Source organism: Azospirillum picis, from assembly GCF_017876115.1.
In the GTDB taxonomy this organism is placed as follows: Bacteria; Pseudomonadota; Alphaproteobacteria; order Azospirillales; family Azospirillaceae; genus Azospirillum; species Azospirillum picis.
Genome location: NZ_JAGINO010000014.1, coordinates 143642 through 159972 on the forward strand (window position 1 = coordinate 143642; position 16331 = coordinate 159972).

The following is a 16331-nucleotide window of genomic DNA, read 5'->3' on the forward strand; positions in this document are numbered from 1 at the left end:
CATGACCGCCCTGCTCCACCCCGCGGCCGGCACCGCCGAAACCGAGCCGGCCACGGCACGGCCGGCCGCCAAGCCCGTCCTGCCGTTGCCGCCGCTGGTCGACCTGCTGACCGACCGGCATGGCTATCGCCGGCTGGAAGGGGCCGACGAGCGGCCCTGGGAGGCGGACACCGGCACCTGGGTCGTCTTCCTGCCCGGCCACGGCAAGGGGAATGCGGAAACCGCCGACGTCGCCGTGATCCTGCCCGAACTGGTCAACGCCCTGCACCCGCACCTGACCGCAGCAGTCGCGGGGCTGGACGCGGAACAGGCGATCCTGGCCCGCACCGGCATGATGAGCCTGCCGGCGCTTGTCTTCCTGCGCGGCCGCGATCTGCTGGGCAGCATCCCCCGGGTGCGCGACTGGGACGACTACCTGCACCGCATCGCCGCCATCCTCTATGGGAGGGACGCATGAACCCGCTGTTCGGCATGACCCATCCGCCGATCGGCTTCGGTCCCGGCAGCCAGGCGGACGTCGGTGAAGAGGGGCTGGAATACCTGCCGATGCCGTCAGGCATGCGCACCTACGAAACCCGGTTGCCGGAGGCCGGCGATCCCGTCAGCGCCATGGGCGCCCGCACCGTTCTGAGCGACCTTCACGCGGCGCTGGTCCGCTGGCGGGCCGGCGAGGAAACCCGCATCGCGGTCGACCGGCTACCCCCTGCGGTGCTGACGCTGGTGGACGAGGCACTTGGCGAAGGCGAGGTGGCGGTGCGGGTCGACCGTGCCGGCGACCGGCTGGAGATCCAGGAAGCCGCCTTGGCCGGGGTCTGGCGGGTGCGGGCTCTCGGCGACGGCGACAGACGCGAAAGCCTGCTTGTCGGCGCCTTCCCGAGGGTGGCGCTGAACCGCGCCTTCCTTCCCGCCGTACCGCCGGCGGCGGAGCCGCCACCGGCCGGGCTGATGAATGGCCTGCCCATCCTGGCGGAACTGCTGGATCGCAGCGCCGGCTGGGCGCCCGGCCACTCCCCACACGCGGTGAATTTCAGCCTCCTGCCCCACACGCCCGAGGACCTTGCCTTCATCGAGCGGCGGCTCGGCATCGGCGCCACCACCATCCTGTCGCGCGGCTACGGCAACTGCCGGGTCACCAGCACTGCGACGCCGAACGTCTGGTGGGTCCGCTACTACAACTCGGTCGACACGCTGATCCTCGACACGGTGGAGATCACCGACGTGCCGGCGGTGGTCTGCGCTGCAGCCGAGGACATCGCCGACAGCGCCGAACGGCTGGCCGAGATCCTCGATGCGCTGGAGGGTGCGCGATGACCGATACCGTCCAGGCGGCCGTGCAGGGCGCCGTCCGCTTCGAGGGCTCCTATCTCGGCGACGCCGGCCGGATCGCCGCCGCGACGCGGATGGAATGCAAGATCTGCTGGCACGTCTACGATCCGGCCGCCGGCTGCGAGGTCTGGCAAATCCCCGCCGGCACCCCGTTCGGCCTACTGCCGGACCATTGGCGCTGCCCGGTCTGCGACGGCGCCCGCGACCAGTTCATGGTACTGGACGGCGGGCCGGCCGAAGCGGGAAAGGAGATGCCGGCACCGGCGACACAGGGGCCGCGTTCCCTCGGCTCCGGCCTGCCGGAGGCGAAGATCCGCGCGCTGGAGGCGGCCTTCCGCGAGATCCACACAGCGCAGATGCGCGGGATGCCGATCGTCAACGACGCCCTGGCGGTCAAGGCCGTGGGTTTCCGCCCTCATGACGGGCGCTGGCTCGGAGCGCTGGTGACGCCCTGGTTCCTCAACCTCGTGCTGCTGCCGGGGGAAGGCGACGACTGGACGGATCTCGTGCCGGGCGAAAAGGAGATGGTCGAGTTTCCCTCCGGCCGCTATGAATTCGTCCATGCCAACCGCAAGACGGTGGGCGCCTACAAGGCCTGCTCGCTCTTCTCGCCGATGTTCGACTTCGGATCGATGCTGCAGGCGACCGAAACGGCGGCCGCGGCAATGGTTTCCCTGTTCGATCCGTCGATCCGCGAGCCGTCGACCCGCGAGGACGGCGCCGGATCACCCGCCGCTGCCGCACCAGCCGGACCCTCGTCAGCCAAGCCCTCGCAAGCTCCCGCGGTTGCTCCCCCGACCCGCCGGACGTTGCTCGGCCTTGGAGCCGGCCGCGATGCATGAGATGGCGCTGTGCGAAAGCCTGCTCCAGTCGATGGAGGAGGCGGGCCGGTCCCATGGCTTCAGCCGCGTGCGCAAGGTCCGGCTGGAGATCGGCCGCTTCGCCGGGGTCGAAACCGAGGCCCTGCGCTTCGGTTTCGACGTGGTGATGCGCGGCTCGCTGGCCGAGGGGGCGGAGCTGGAGGTGCTGGAGGTGGCGGGCCAGGGCTGGTGCTTCGACTGCAACGACACCGTGGCGCTGGAGGAACGGCTCGCCCCCTGCCCGCGCTGCGGCGGCCACCGGTTGCATCCCAATGGCGGAACCGGCATGACGATCAAGGACCTGGAGGTGGAGTAAGCGATGACCGACCCCGCACGCCCCGGCATTCTGGTCGTCGACGACGAGCCGCGCTCCGCGGAGGTCATCGCCCGCCTGCTCGACGACGAGTTCGAGGTCTTCACCGCCCTGTCGGCCGAGGACGGGCTACGGCTGCTGGAATCGGAATGGATCCAAGTCGTCTTCTCCGACCAGAGGATGCCGGAGATCAGCGGCGTTGAGTTCCTGACCCGGGTGCGCGAGCGCTGGCCGGAGGTGGTGCGCATCGTCATCACCGGCTACATCGATCCCGAGGATATCATCGGTGCCATCAACACCGCCGGCATCCACCAGTTCATCACCAAGCCCTGGCATCCCGACCATCTGCTGCTGACCGCCCGCAACGCCACGCGGCTCTACCAGTTGCAGCGCGAGCATGACCGGCTGAGCGGAGAGTTGAAGCTGCTGCCGCCGGTCGCCGAAAGCCGGGTTGCGGTGCGGCGCGAGCGGGTGCGCCAGTCCTACCGGTTCGATGGGCTGGTCCGTGCCCCCGGAAGCCCGGTGGAGGAGATCTGCCGGCAAGCGGAACGGGTGGCCGGCTTCAACGTCTCCGTGTTGGTGCTGGGCGAGACCGGAACCGGCAAGGAACTGCTGGCCCGTGCGATCCATTACGGCAGCCCGCGCGCCGACCAACCCTTCTACTGCGAGAATTGCGGTGCCATCCCCGACGAGCTGCTGGAAAGCGAGCTGTTCGGGCATAAGAAGGGGGCTTTCACCGGCGCCCACAGCACGCGCATCGGCCTGCTGGAACAGGCCGACGGCGGCACCATCTTCCTCGACGAGATCGGCGACATCAGCCCGGCCTTCCAGGTGCGGCTGCTGCGCTTCCTGCAGGAGGGCGAGATCCGCCCTGTCGGCTCCAACGAAACCCGCCGCGTCGATGTCCGCGTCGTCGCCGCCACCCACCGCGACCTGCCGGCGGAGGTGCGGGCCGGGCGCTTCCGCGAGGATCTCTACTACCGCCTCAGCACCATGACGCTGACCATGCCGGCGCTGCGCGACCGCCCCGACGACATCCCCGTGCTGGCCCGCCACATCCTGGAGCGATTGTCCGCCGCCCACGGCAAGCCGGTTTCGGGGTTCGCCCCGGACACGCTGGCCTGCCTGGAAGCCTACGACTGGCCGGGCAACGTCCGCGAACTGCAGAACGAGATCATGCGGATGCTGGTCCTGTGCGACGGCGAGACGCTGGGGGCCGAGCTGCTGTCCGACCGCGTGCTGCGCGGCGCCACGCTGGCCACCCGCCCCGCCTCGCCGGAGCACGGACCCTTGCCGCCGCTGGAGCTGATTGCCCAGGGTGGTCCGCTGAAGACCCGCATCGAGCGGGTCGAGGCCGGAATCCTGATGGAAACGCTGGTCCGCTGCCGCTGGAACAAGAGCAAGGCCGCCGACGAGCTCGGCCTCTCCCGCATGGGGCTGCGGGCCAAGCTGGAGCGCTACGGTATCGAACGCGGAGCCGGCACTCCCAGCCATTGACCGGATGCCCCCTTCTCCATGCCGTCCGCGGCCGGCGCGCCGGCGCCTCTCCTGCGGGCGGCGGCAGGGGGCCGCGCACGCATCAGAAAACCACAAGAATCCCACGCCAAGAACCCCGAGGAGCCGTTCGTCATGTCCAAATCTTCGCGCATTGCCGTCGTCGCGGCCGCCGTGGCGCTCGCCGCCGGCCCGGCGCTGGCCCATCCGGGCCATCTCGCCGGTGCCGGCTTTCTCGACGGCGCCTCGCATCCGCTGGGCGGCATCGACCATCTGATCGCCATGGTGACCGTCGGCGTCTACGGCGCCACCATCGGCGGTCGCGCCGTTCTCGCCGTACCGGGCGCCTTCCTGTCGGCCATGCTGGCCGGGGGAATGCTGGCGCTTCTGGGCGTGTCGCTGCCGCTGGTCGAGCCGATGATCTACGCCTCCACCGTCGTGCTGGCCCTGCTGTGCGTCATGCCCATGTCGCGTCATGCCGGGGTCGGCGTCGTCTTCGCCGCGGCTTTCGGTGTTTTCCACGGCTACGCCCATGGGGCGGAGATGCCGGCCGACGCCGCCGCACTGGGCTATGCCGCAGGCTTCCTGCTGAGCACCGCCGCCCTGCACGCCGCCGGCGTGGTGCTGGGGCTGGCGATCCACCGGCTGATCGGCCGTCCGGAAGCGGCACTGGAATAGCCGGAGCGCGACCTTCCTCTCTCCTGCGCAGACGGGTGCGCAGGCGGGGGAGAGGGCGCCCGTCCACTGCCAGCGGCGCTGGCAATGCTCCCGCCTCTGTTTAGCCGCCGGCAACAGGCTTTCCACCCGAGCCGCCCTTTTGGCCGCTGAGTTGCCAGCGCCGCACGTGCCGGATGCCGTCAGACCCTTGGTCTGCCAAATGTTCGTACCACGGCACGATTGTTGCCTATGACCGTCGGAGAAGCGCGCCGGCCCCTCGCACGCCGGCGCTGCCCGACGGGAGAAAACAAACCGATGGCAACGCTGGAAACCTTTTACGAGGTGATGCGGCGACAGGGCATCACGCGCCGGTCGTTCCTGAAATACTGCTCGCTGACGGCGGCGGCGCTCGGCCTGGGGCCGGAGCTGGTGCCTCAGATCGTCCAGGCGATGGAAACCAAGCCGCGCACGCCGGTCCTGTGGCTGCATGGGCTGGAATGCACCTGCTGTTCAGAATCCTTCATCCGCTCGGCGCACCCGCTGGTCAAGGACGTGGTGCTGTCGATGATCTCGCTGGACTATGACGACACGCTGATGGCGTCGGCCGGCCACCATGCCGAGGCGATCCTCGACGAGGTGATGGAGAAGTACAAGGGCAACTACATCCTCGCCGTGGAGGGCAATCCCCCGCTGAACCAGGACGGCATGTCCTGCATCATCGGCGGCAAGCCCTTCACCGACCAGCTCCGCAAGGTCGCCAAGGACGCCAAGGCGATCATCTCCTGGGGTTCCTGCGCGTCTTTCGGCTGCGTCCAGGCGGCCCGGCCGAACCCGACCCGCGCCACCCCGGTGCACGAGGTCATCACCGACAAGCCGATCATCAAGGTGCCCGGCTGCCCGCCGATCGCCGAGGTGATGACCGGCGTCATCACCTACATGCTGACCTTCGACCGCATCCCGGAACTGGACCGGCAGGGCCGGCCGAAGATGTTCTACAGCCAGCGCATCCACGACAAATGCTACCGCCGGCCGCATTTCGACGCCGGCCAGTTCGTCGAGGCTTTCGACGACGAGGGCGCGCGCAAGGGCTATTGCCTCTACAAGGTCGGCTGCAAGGGTCCGACCACCTACAACGCCTGCTCCACCGTGCGCTGGAACGAGGGCACCAGCTTCCCCATACAGTCCGGCCACGGCTGCATCGGCTGCTCGGAGGACGGCTTCTGGGACAAGGGATCCTGGTACGCCCGCCAGTCCGACATCCTCCAGTTCGGGATCGAGGCCAACGCCGACCAGGTCGGCACCACCGCCGCCCTCGGCGTCGGCAGCATCATCGCCGCCCACGCGGCGGTCAGCGCCCTGAAGCGCGCACAGCACAAGGGAGACGTCTGACCATGGGCATCATCCAGACCCCGAACGGCTTCTCGCTGGACAACACCGGCAAGCGCGTCGTCGTCGACCCGGTCACCCGCATCGAAGGCCACATGCGCTGCGAGGTGAACGTCGACGCCAACAACGTCATCCGCAACGCGGTGTCCACCGGCACCATGTGGCGGGGCCTCGAGGTCATCCTGAAGGGTCGCGACCCGCGCGACGCCTGGGCCTTCGTCGAGCGCATCTGCGGCGTGTGCACCGGCTGCCACGCGTTGACCTCGGTCCGGGCGGTCGAGGATGCGCTGCAGATCCGCATCCCGAAGAACGCCCACCTGATCCGCGAGATCATGGCGAAGACGCTGCAGGTGCACGACCACATCGTGCATTTCTACCACCTGCACGCGCTCGATTGGGTCAACCCGGTCAACGCGCTGAAGGCCGACCCGCAGGCGACCTCGGCGCTGCAGCAGGCGGTGTCGCCGGCCCACGCCAAGTCCAGCCCCGGCTATTTCCGCGACGTGCAGACCCGCATCCGGAAGTTCGTGGAATCGGGCCAGCTCGGCATCTTCAAGAACGGCTATTGGGACAACCCCGCCTACAAGCTGTCGCCGGAAGCCGACCTGATGGCGGTGACCCATTACCTGGAGGCCCTCGACCTCCAGAAGGACATCGTCAAGATCCACACCATCCTGGGCGGCAAGAACCCGCACCCCAACTACATGGTCGGCGGCGTCCCATGCGCCATCAACCTCGACGGCACCGGGGCGTCGGGCGCACCGCTGAACATGGAGCGGCTGAACTTCATCCGCGCGCGCATCCTCGAAGCCTCGGCCTTCGTCGACAACGTCTACCTGCCCGACGTGCTCGCCATCGCCAGCTTCTACAAGGACTGGCTCCATGGCGGCGGGCTGGCGGCCACCAACGTCATGGACTACGGCGATTACGAGAAGGTGCCGTACGACCATTCGACCTGCCAATTGCCGGGCGGCGTCATCCTGAACGGCAACTGGAACGAGGTGCACCCGATCGACCCGCGCGACCCGGAACAGGTGCAGGAGTTCGTCGCCCATAGCTGGTACCACTACGACGACGAGAGCAAGGGCCTGCACCCGTGGGACGGCGTCACCGAGGCCAAGTTCGAGCTCGGCCCCAACGCCAAGGGCAGCCGCACCGACATCAAGGAGCTGGACGAGGCCGCCAAATATTCCTGGATCAAGGCGCCGCGCTGGCGCGGCCATGCGGTGGAGGTCGGCCCCCTGCCCCGCTACATCCTGGCCTATGCCCAGGGTGTGGGCTACGTGAAGGACCAGATCACCGAATCGCTGGGCGCCTTCAACAAGCTGGCCGGCACCAGCCTCACGCCGCAGCAGGCGCTGCCGACCACGATTGGCCGCACGCTGGCCCGCGCGCTGGAATGCCAGTACTGCTGCACCATGATGCTCGACGACTGGAACGCGCTGATCGCCAACATCAAGGCCGGCGACACCGCCACCGCCAACGTCGAGAAGTGGGACCCGAAGACCTGGCCGAAGGAGGCCAAGGGCGTCGGCACCGTCGCCGCCCCGCGCGGCGGGCTTGGCCACTGGATCAGGATCAAGGACGGCAAGATCGACAACTACCAGTGCGTCGTGCCGACGACCTGGAACGGCAGCCCGCGCGATCCCAAGGGCAACATCGGCGCCTTCGAGGCGTCGTTGCTGAACACGCCGATGGAACGCCCGGAGGAGCCGGTGGAGATCCTGCGCACGCTGCACAGCTTCGACCCCTGCCTTGCCTGTTCCACCCACGTCATGGCGCCCGACGGCGCCGAACTGGCCCGCGTCACCGTACGCTGACCGGCCATCCCGAGGAGGATTTCACCCATGGCTCCTCTCGACGACGCGAAACCGGTCGCGGTACCGGCGGATGACCCTTCGGCCGCATCGGCGGCCGGAGGGCGCTTCCTGAAGGCGATCTATGTCTACGAGGTCCCGGTGCGGGTCTGGCACTGGGTCAACGCGCTGGCGATCCTCGTGCTGTCGGTCACCGGCTACCTGATCGCCAACCCGCTGCCGAGTCAGCCGGGCGAGGCCAGCGCCAATTTCCTGATGGGCTATATCCGCTTCGCCCATTTCGCGGCGGCCTACATCTTCGCGGTCGGCTTCATCGGCAGGCTCTATTGGGCCTTCGCCGGCAACCACCACGCCCGGCAGCTCTTCCGCTTCCCGTTCTGGGACCGGCACTGGTGGGGCGAGCTGTTCCTGGAGGCGCGCTGGTACCTGTTCCTGGAGCGCAAGCCCAAACTGTATGTCGGCCACAACCCGCTGGCCCAGTTCGCCATGTTCTGGGTGATCGCGGTCGGCAGCGTCTTCATGATCGTCACCGGCTTCGCCCTCTACAGCGAGGGCGCGGGCCAGGGAAGCTGGCAGGACCGCCTGTTCGGCTGGGTCATCCCGCTGTTCGGCCAGAGCATGGACGTCCACACCTGGCACCATCTCGGCATGTGGGCGATCCTGCTGTTCGTGATCGTGCACATCTATGCCGCGGTGCGCGAGGACATCATGTCCCGGCAGTCGATCATCTCCACGATGATCAGCGGCGTCCGCACCTTCAAGGATGCCGAAGCCCCGGCGGACGAGGAGCAGGAACGACCGGTGAAGCGGACGTTGCCGGCCGGCTGAGCCGCCCGGAACCGGTGGGACCGGCATGGGCAGGGCGGCCCCGCCGGCACGGTGGTTCGGCTGACAAGGCGGCCTGACGGCATCCGGCTCCGGCCTTGCACCAAAGGTGCTGGCCGGACAGGTGCATCGGGCGCGATGAATCGGCGCGGCCACCGCTCTTAGGGCAACCCGCCGGACAGCCTGATGGTGGAGGGCCAACCGCCGCCTCCCCGGCCTGTTGAGCGCAGACTGTCTTCCGTCTGCGAGGCTTCATGAAGGACCATGCGCACGAGCCGCCCGAGCGCGGCAAGGCTGCGGAGATCCAAGGGCAGCCGGAGCGGGGCAAGTCCGGGATCTTCCGCATGATCGGATCGGGAGTCGTCACCGGGGCGGCCGACGACGATCCGTCCGCCATCGGCACCTATGCGAGCGCCGGCGCCCGCTTCGGGCTGAACATCCTGTGGATCGCGCCGGTCCTGCTGCCGATGATGTATGTGGTCGTCTATCTCTCCGCCAAGATCGGGCAGGTCTACGGCAAGGGACTGTTCGCCTGCATCCGCGACCAGTTCCCACGCTGGGTGCTGATGCCCCTGGTCACCCTGGCCTTCATCGGCAACATCATCGAGGCGGCGGCCGATCTCGGCGGCATAGGCGCCGCCCTGAACCTCCTGGTCCCGCTGCCGATCCCGCTGCTCGTTGTCTGTACCGCGGCCGTCATCTTCGCGATCCAGTATTTCGGCTCCTATTCGCTGATCAGGAGCATCTTCCGCTGGCTGGCCCTCATCCTGTTCGCCTATGTGGCCGCCGCGATCCTCGCCAGACCCGATCCCGTCGAGGTCCTTCGCAGCACCCTCATCCCGCGGATCCGATTCGACGCCGAATTCCTGTCGATCATCGTCGCCTGCATCGGCACCTCCCTCTCCGCCTATGTCTACACCTGGCAGTCGAACCAGGAGGTCGAGGAGCAGATCGCGATCGGACGCCGGCGGCTGTGGCAGCGCAAGGGGGCGACGCGACGGGAGATGGAGCGCACCAAGCGGGACGTCCTGGTCGGCATGGTCTTCTCCAACGTCATTCTCTACTTCATCATCCTTTCCACGGGGACGACCCTGCACAGCGCGGGGCAGACCGAGATCGAGACGGCGGCGCAGGCGGCCTCCGCACTGGAACCCCTGGCCGGCGAAGCCGCCAAGTACCTGTTCGCTGCCGGCGTGGTCGGTGTCGGCTTCCTCGCCGTGCCGGTGATGACGACCGGTGCCGCCTATGACGTCGTCCAGGGCATCGGGCGGGAGGGCAGCCTCCACGACCGTCCGAGCGAGAACAAGCTGTTCTACGGCATCATCGCCACGGTGACCGTGCTCGCCGTCGCCATGAACTTCCTGGGCTTCAACCCGATGAAGGCACTCGTCTGGTCGGGGATCGTCCAGGGATTCTCCGTTCCGCCCCTTCTCCTGATCATGATGCTGCTCACCAACCGGCGGACGGTGGTGGGAGCCCGGACGAACGGGCGGCTGACGAACATCCTCGGCTGGACGACCACGCTGGTGACCTTCCTGTGCACCATGGCGTTGGTGGTGTCCTGGTTCCTGTAACCGGCCGCCGGTGGAGGATGGCGGGGGGCGGAAGACGGCCGGGGCGTGAAGGGCATAATCCGTCAAGGGCATGACATCGCTCCCTCCACACTGTTGTCGAAGATCACAGCCGGAGATTCGGACCATGGCAACGCAGATCCCCTTGTCGGAGGACAGCAGCGCGATCGACCCGGTACAGGATGCGCTGCGCGGCGATCACACCCACGGCCTCACCGCCACGCTCGCCTACCGCCGTCTCGGCATCGTCAACGTGATGTTCCATGGACGGCCGGGCGCCGGCGACCGTGGATGGGTCCTGATCGACACCGGCATTGCCGGCACGAAGGGCTTCATCCGCAGCGCCGCCACCGAGCGTTTCGGCCGCGAGGCGCGGCCGGCCGCCATCGTCATGACCCATGGCCATTTCGACCATGTCGGCGCGCTGGAGGATCTGGCGGAGGAATGGGACGCACCGGTCTACGCCCACCCCCTGGAACACCCCTACCTGAACGGCCAGGCGGCCTATCCGCCCGGCGACCCGTCTGTGGGTGGAGGGGCGATGGCGGCGCTGGCACGCTTCTACCCGCGCAAGCCGGTGAATGTCGGGCGACGGCTGCACCCGCTGCCCGACGACGGCAGCGTGCCGGGGATGCCGGGCTGGCGCTGGATCCACACGCCCGGCCACAGTGTCGGCCATGTCTCCTTCTGGCGGGAGGACGATCGCACGCTCATCGCCGGCGACGCCTTCGTCACCACCGGGCAGGAATCCGCCTATGCCGTGGCGGTGCAACGGGCGGAGATGCACGGGCCGCCGATGTATTTCACCGTGGAATGGGACAAGGCGCGGGACTCGGTCGCCCGGCTGGCGGCGCTTGAGCCGGAACTGGTGGTCACCGGCCACGGCGAGCCGATGCAGGGGGCGGAGATGCGCGCCGCCCTGCACCGGCTGGCGGACGAGTTCGAGCGGATCGCGGTGCCTAGGCGCGGGGTCTACCTGGAAAATCCGGCCCGCGCCGAGGACCGCAGCGCCTACTGCCCGCCGGGAGGATAAGGCCGCAGCCGCCGAAGGCTGTGCAGGTTCGGCCTCTGGCGCCCTACCCCGTAAGCGGACTGGAATGTCCTGGAGGGCCGCGAAACAATCCTCAGCTTCCCGCCTTTGCGTCAAGGCACGGAGGAAGCCGGCCGATGACACTGCCTTGCACCCGCTCCCCGGCGGCCGTCATGCTGATGCTCGCCCTGCTGATGCTCGCCCTGCCCCTGGCCGCACCCGCCGCCGCCCAGGACATGCCGACGGTGCTTCCGAACAACTACGTGTTGTCCGATATCCTGAACAGGCAGAGGGTCGATACCGTGATCGGTTCGGCCACTGGCGGGGCAGCCGGCCCGCCCCAGCGGCAGGTGCCCTCCCCTCCGCCGGCCGCCGCCACGACCTACCGCGCCGCGCCCGAGGTCAGCGCCCGCGTGCGCCGACAGTTCGCCGACTGGATGGGCAGGCAGGCGGGCGCCGAAGGTGGACGCCGCATCGCCGAGGCCATGGTTCAGCGCGATCCGGTCCGCAACTGGGCGCAGATCGTCGGCGGCGACGGCTTGCGCCCAGGCGACTTGGCCGACACCATGGCCAGCTACTGGATCCTCAACTGGGTGATGGCCAACACCGCCGACAGCAACCGTGCTCAAGCCCAGGCCGTCCGCAACCAGGTGCGCCCGATCATCGTCTCCAACCCTGATTACGCGCGCCTCGGCGAGGCCCAGCGCCAGGAGATGTCGGAGGTGCTGATGTTGAATTTCCTGGTCCAGCATGCGGCCTATGTCGACGCCGTGACCCGTGGCGACCGCGCAACCATCCGACGTCTTGGCGACGCAGCCGTCGCGCGCTTCCGCAACGAGATGGGCGTCGACCTGCGTCGACTGGAATTGACAAATGCCGGCTTCGTCCGGGCAGACTAGCGTCCGTCTGGTGCTTCATCAGGCACCGGACGGACTCTCAGCTTTTGGTCTTCCGTGTGAGTCACGTTTCAAGCGATACCGCGTGAAACGATCACACTCTAATCGCCCCCGTCCGGACCGGAGCCGCTTCGGGTTTTGCCCCGTGCCTCCCTGACGCTGAACCGCCACCGACCGAGGAAAGCCGATGCGGAAGAACCGGGGGACGGCCCTTGCGGCCATCGCCGTTCTGCTGCCCGCCTGCGCTCCCGCCACGCCGACGCCCCCACTCCCGGCCGAGGCGCGCCCGATAAGCGGGTCAGGCGCGTACGAACAACGCCTGGACGACGTCATCGGCGAACTCCGCGACGCACTCGACGCCCGGTATGGCCGCCTGGAGGTCAGGGCGTACAGGCTGCCGGCCGGCGCAGGCTGGCCGGGCATCGCCGCCCACTACCAGGCCGCGCTTCACGGCTGGGACGCCGAACCGGCTCTCCCGGGACGGATGCGCGCAGGCCGTGCGCAAACCTGGAAGCGCCACGGTGACGTGATCGCCAGCGCCTTCATCGACACGCCGTTCGCCGGCCAGGACAGCGACTACACCATGCTTGTCGTCGCGATGAACTCCTGACGGCCGCTCCGACGTCGCCGGGGACCGGTTGCAAGCGCCATGCTCCCAAAGCGAAGGCCCCCGTCGGATCGCTCCGGCGGGGGCCTTCGGTCGGCGAGCCGTCCGTCCCAGCGTTACGCCGGGACTGCGACCTTCTCCGCGACGTCCTGGAAGGCCGGGATCTGGTCGAAGTTCATGTAGCGGTAGATGTCGGCGGCCTTCTCGTTCACCACGCCGACCTGGGCCATGTACTCCTCGGTGGTCGGGATCTTGCCCAGCAGCGCCGCGACCGCGGCCAGTTCGGCCGAGGACAGGTAGACGCGGGTGTCGATGCCCAGACGGTTCGGGAAGTTGCGGGTGGAGGTCGACACCGCAGTCGATCCCTTCCGGATCTGCGCCTGATTGCCCATGCACAGCGAGCAGCCCGGCATCTCCATGCGGGCGCCGGCCTTGCCGAGGGTGGCGTAATACCCCTCCTCGGTCAGCATCATCGCATCCATCTTGGTCGGCGGCGCGATCCACAGGCGGGTCGGGATGTCCGACTTGCCGTTCAGGATCTTACCGGCGGCGCGGAAGTGCCCGATGTTGGTCATGCAGGAGCCGATGAAGACCTCGTCGATCTTGTCGCCGGCGACATCGGACAGCGTCTTCACGTCGTCCGGATCGTTCGGGCAGGCCAGGATCGGTTCCTTGACGTCGGCCAGGTCGATCTCGATCACCGCGGCATAGTCGGCATCGGCATCCGGGCGCAGCAGTTGCGGATCGGCGATCCACGCCTCCATCGCCTTGATGCGGCGCTCCAGGGTGCGCGCGTCGGCGTACCCATTGCCGATCATCCACTTCATCAGCGTGATGTTGGAGGTCATGTACTCGATGATCGGCTCCTTGTTCAGGAGCACGGTGCAGCCGGCCGCCGAGCGCTCGGCCGACGCGTCGGTCAGTTCGAACGCCTGCTCCACCTTCAGGTCCGGCAGGCCTTCGATCTCCAGGATGCGGCCGGAGAAGATGTTCTTCTTGCCCTTCTTCTCGACCGTCAGCAGGCCGGCCTTGATCGCGTAGAGCGGGATGGCGTTGACGAGGTCACGCAGGGTGACGCCCGGCTGCATCGTGCCCTTGAAGCGGACCAGCACCGATTCCGGCATGTCCAGCGGCATGACGCCGGTGGCGGCGGCGAAGGCGACCAGGCCCGAGCCGGCCGGGAAGCTGATGCCGATCGGGAAGCGGGTGTGGCTGTCGCCACCGGTGCCGACGGTGTCGGGCAGCAGCAGGCGGTTCAGCCAGGAGTGGATGACGCCGTCGCCCGGACGCAGGGCCACGCCACCGCGGGTGGAGATGAAGTCCGGCAGCTCGTGGTGGGTCTTGACGTCCACCAGCTTGGGATAGGCGGCGGTGTGGCAGAAGGACTGCATCACCAGATCGGCCGAGAAGCCGAGGCAGGCGAGGTCCTTCAGCTCGTCGCGGGTCATCGGGCCAGTGGTGTCCTGGGAGCCGACCGTGGTCATCTTCGGCTCGCAATAGGTGCCGGGACGAACCCCCTTGCCTTCCGGCAGCCCACAGGCGCGGCCGACCATCTTCTGGGCCAGCGTGAAGCCTTTGCCGCTGTCGGCCGGCGAGGCCGGCTGGCGGAACAGGGTCGACGGGGCCAGGCCCAGCGCCTCGCGGGCACGCGCGGTCAGGCCGCGGCCGATGATCAGCGGAATGCGGCCGCCGGCGCGCACCTCGTCGAAGATCACGTCGGACTTGACCGAGAACTCGGCGATGATCTCGCCGTTCTTCAGCGCCTTGCCTTCATAGGGGCGCAGCTCGATGACGTCGCCCATCTCCATCTTGTTGACGTCCAACTCGATGGGCAGGGCGCCGGCGTCTTCCATGGTGTTGTAGAAGATCGGGGCGATCTTGGTGCCGAGGCAGACGCCACCGAAGCGCTTGTTCGGGACGAAGGGGATGTCCTCGCCGGTGAACCACAGCACCGAGTTGGTGGCGGACTTGCGCGAGGAGCCGGTGCCGACCACGTCGCCGACATAGGCGATCAGGTTGCCCTTCTTCTTCAGCTCGTCGAGCTGCCGGGTCGGGCCGCGCTGGCCCGGCTCGTCCGCCTCGATGCCCGGGCGCGGGTTCTTCAGCATGGCCAGCGCGTGCAGCGGGATGTCCGGGCGCGACCAGGCGTCCGGGGCCGGGGACAGGTCGTCGGTGTTGGTCTCGCCCGACACCTTGAAGACCGTCAGCGTCATCGACGCCGGGACTTCCGGACGCGAGGTGAACCACTCGGCGTCGGCCCAGGACTGCAGCACCGCCTTGGCGTTGGCGTTGCCCTTGTCGGCCAATTCCTTGACGTCGTGGAAGAAGTCGAAGACCAGCAGGGTCTTCTTCAGTCCCTCCGCGGCGGCGGCGCCGCACTCGGCATCCGACAGCAGGTCGATCAACGGCTGGACGTTGAAGCCGCCGAGCATGGTGCCGAGCAGCTCGGTCGCCTTGACCCTGGAGATCAGCGGCGAGCTGTCGGCGCCCTTGGCGACGGCGGCCAGGAAGCCGGCCTTGACGCGGGCGGCATCGTCGACACCAGCCGGGACGCGGTAGGTTATGAGGTCGAGGAGGAACGCTTCCTCACCGGCCGGCGGTGCCTTCAGCAGGTCGATCAACTCGGCCGTCTGCTTCGCGGAGAGGGGCAGGGCCGGGATTCCGAGGGCGGCGCGTTCGGCCGCGTGCTGGCGGTAGGCTTCGAGCACGGCAGGATTCCTCATAAATGAAAGGCCGCCCTGGGAGGGGAACCGCCAGACGGCCCGCTTGAACTCAGGAGCGGTTTATATCCCTGGGCAAACTAAAGAGCAAGGGGCGACGCCTGGATTCGTGCCGGATTGAGGACAAGTCCAATTGCGGATATGTACTGGTATTACCTGTCTTTGGTATGACCACTTCGAAACGTCGAATTACTTCAGGCCGGCAGCCTGCTCCGCCGTCAGCAGAACGATGCCATCCTCGTCGGCGAACAGAACATCGCCGGGAAGGACGGTGGCGCCGGGAAGCTCGGCCGGCACATCGACCAGCCCCTGGTCCCGCCGGGTAGAGGCCCGCGGCATCGAAGCCAGCGCCTTGATGCCAAGTTGAAGCGCCGCCAGTTCGGCCACATCGCGGACACAGCCCCAGATCACCACCCCGGCCCAGCCGTTGCTGACGGCGGAGGCGGCAATCATGTCGCCCATCAGGGCGCAGCGCAGGCTGCCGGCCCCGTCGACCACCAGCACTCGCCCGTCGCCGGGGGTGGCCAACAGTTCCTTGACCCGGGAATTGTCCTCGACGCACTTGACGGTGACGACCGGCCCGAAAAAGCGCGTGACCGCGCCGAAGTCGCGCAGGCCCGGCAGGACATAGCGGACGGCGTCCTTGAAGCGGTCGAACAGGTCGCAGGTGGGAATATGGCCCGTGGTCATGGGGTGCGGCTCCTCGACATGCCGATGCTGTCGCTTTCGACTGCGACATTTGCGCCAAAGGCGAAAGCAGGGCAAGAGCCGCGGTACCCGCATGCCCGCGGACGGCGATCATGCCGCAGGGACTGCACGGAAGATCAGT

The 16331-nt window shown here is 68.1% G+C and carries 15 protein-coding genes; 13 read left to right on the top strand and 2 right to left on the bottom strand.

Going from position 1 to position 16331, the window contains the following annotated elements:
- Position 1: 1 nt before the first annotated feature.
- The 13 genes from J2850_RS18775 (at position 2) to J2850_RS18835 (ending at position 12785) form a co-directional block, all read left to right on the top strand.
- A complete protein-coding gene (locus J2850_RS18775) occupies positions 2-457 on the top strand; it encodes a thioredoxin domain-containing protein (protein ID WP_209984553.1) in 456 nt (151 codons plus the stop codon).
- Positions 454-1311 (top strand): hydrogenase expression/formation protein, encoded by an 858-nt coding sequence (locus J2850_RS18780; RefSeq protein WP_209984555.1) that lies wholly within the window; start codon positions 454-456, stop codon positions 1309-1311. The genes J2850_RS18775 and J2850_RS18780 overlap by 4 nt, the downstream gene beginning before the upstream one ends.
- On the top strand, positions 1308-2168 hold the full coding sequence (locus tag J2850_RS18785; protein WP_209984558.1) for a [NiFe]-hydrogenase assembly chaperone HybE: 861 nt from the start codon (positions 1308-1310) through the stop codon (positions 2166-2168). Before J2850_RS18780 ends, J2850_RS18785 begins: the two co-directional genes overlap by 4 nt.
- Positions 2161-2502 (top strand): hydrogenase maturation nickel metallochaperone HypA, encoded by a 342-nt coding sequence (gene hypA, locus J2850_RS18790; RefSeq protein ID WP_209984561.1) that lies wholly within the window; start codon positions 2161-2163, stop codon positions 2500-2502. Before J2850_RS18785 ends, hypA begins: the two co-directional genes overlap by 8 nt.
- A gap of 3 nt (positions 2503-2505) precedes the next feature.
- Positions 2506-3996 (top strand): sigma-54-dependent transcriptional regulator, encoded by a 1491-nt coding sequence (locus J2850_RS18795; protein ID WP_209984564.1) that lies wholly within the window; start codon positions 2506-2508, stop codon positions 3994-3996.
- Between the two features lie 132 nt (positions 3997-4128).
- Positions 4129-4671, top strand: coding sequence for a HupE/UreJ family protein (locus J2850_RS18800; protein ID WP_209984566.1), 543 nt, complete (start codon positions 4129-4131; stop codon positions 4669-4671).
- Positions 4672-4965: 294 nt separating this feature from the next.
- On the top strand, positions 4966-6039 hold the full coding sequence (locus J2850_RS18805) for a hydrogenase small subunit (RefSeq protein ID WP_209984569.1): 1074 nt from the start codon (positions 4966-4968) through the stop codon (positions 6037-6039).
- A 2-nt stretch (positions 6040-6041) separates the two neighbouring features.
- On the top strand, positions 6042-7856 hold the full coding sequence (locus J2850_RS18810; RefSeq protein WP_209984572.1) for a nickel-dependent hydrogenase large subunit: 1815 nt from the start codon (positions 6042-6044) through the stop codon (positions 7854-7856).
- 27 nt (positions 7857-7883) lie between these two features.
- Positions 7884-8681 (top strand): Ni/Fe-hydrogenase, b-type cytochrome subunit, encoded by a 798-nt coding sequence (cybH, locus tag J2850_RS18815; protein WP_209984575.1) that lies wholly within the window; start codon positions 7884-7886, stop codon positions 8679-8681.
- A 251-nt stretch (positions 8682-8932) separates the two neighbouring features.
- Positions 8933-10252 carry an Nramp family divalent metal transporter gene (locus J2850_RS18820; RefSeq protein ID WP_209984578.1) on the top strand — a complete coding sequence of 440 codons (1320 nt, stop codon included), beginning with the start codon at positions 8933-8935 and terminating at the stop codon, positions 10250-10252.
- 124 nt (positions 10253-10376) lie between these two features.
- The gene (locus J2850_RS18825) at positions 10377-11282 is read left to right on the top strand and encodes an MBL fold metallo-hydrolase (RefSeq protein WP_209984580.1); all 906 of its coding nucleotides are present in this window, start codon (positions 10377-10379) and stop codon (positions 11280-11282) included.
- Between the two features lie 134 nt (positions 11283-11416).
- Positions 11417-12178, top strand: coding sequence for a DUF6683 family protein (locus J2850_RS18830; protein WP_209984582.1), 762 nt, complete (start codon positions 11417-11419; stop codon positions 12176-12178).
- A 184-nt stretch (positions 12179-12362) separates the two neighbouring features.
- The gene (locus J2850_RS18835) at positions 12363-12785 is read left to right on the top strand and encodes a hypothetical protein (RefSeq protein WP_209984588.1); all 423 of its coding nucleotides are present in this window, start codon (positions 12363-12365) and stop codon (positions 12783-12785) included.
- Positions 12786-12898: 113 nt separating this feature from the next.
- Here the strand turns inward: J2850_RS18835 and acnB are convergent, their stop codons facing one another.
- Together acnB and rraA are read right to left on the bottom strand one after the other, a co-directional pair.
- Positions 12899-15490, bottom strand: a complete 2592-nt coding sequence (acnB, locus tag J2850_RS18840) for a bifunctional aconitate hydratase 2/2-methylisocitrate dehydratase (protein ID WP_209984591.1) — start codon at positions 15488-15490, stop codon at positions 12899-12901.
- 201 nt (positions 15491-15691) lie between these two features.
- Positions 15692-16192, bottom strand: coding sequence for a ribonuclease E activity regulator RraA (gene rraA, locus J2850_RS18845; protein WP_209984595.1), 501 nt, complete (start codon positions 16190-16192; stop codon positions 15692-15694).
- Positions 16193-16331 lie beyond the last annotated feature (139 nt).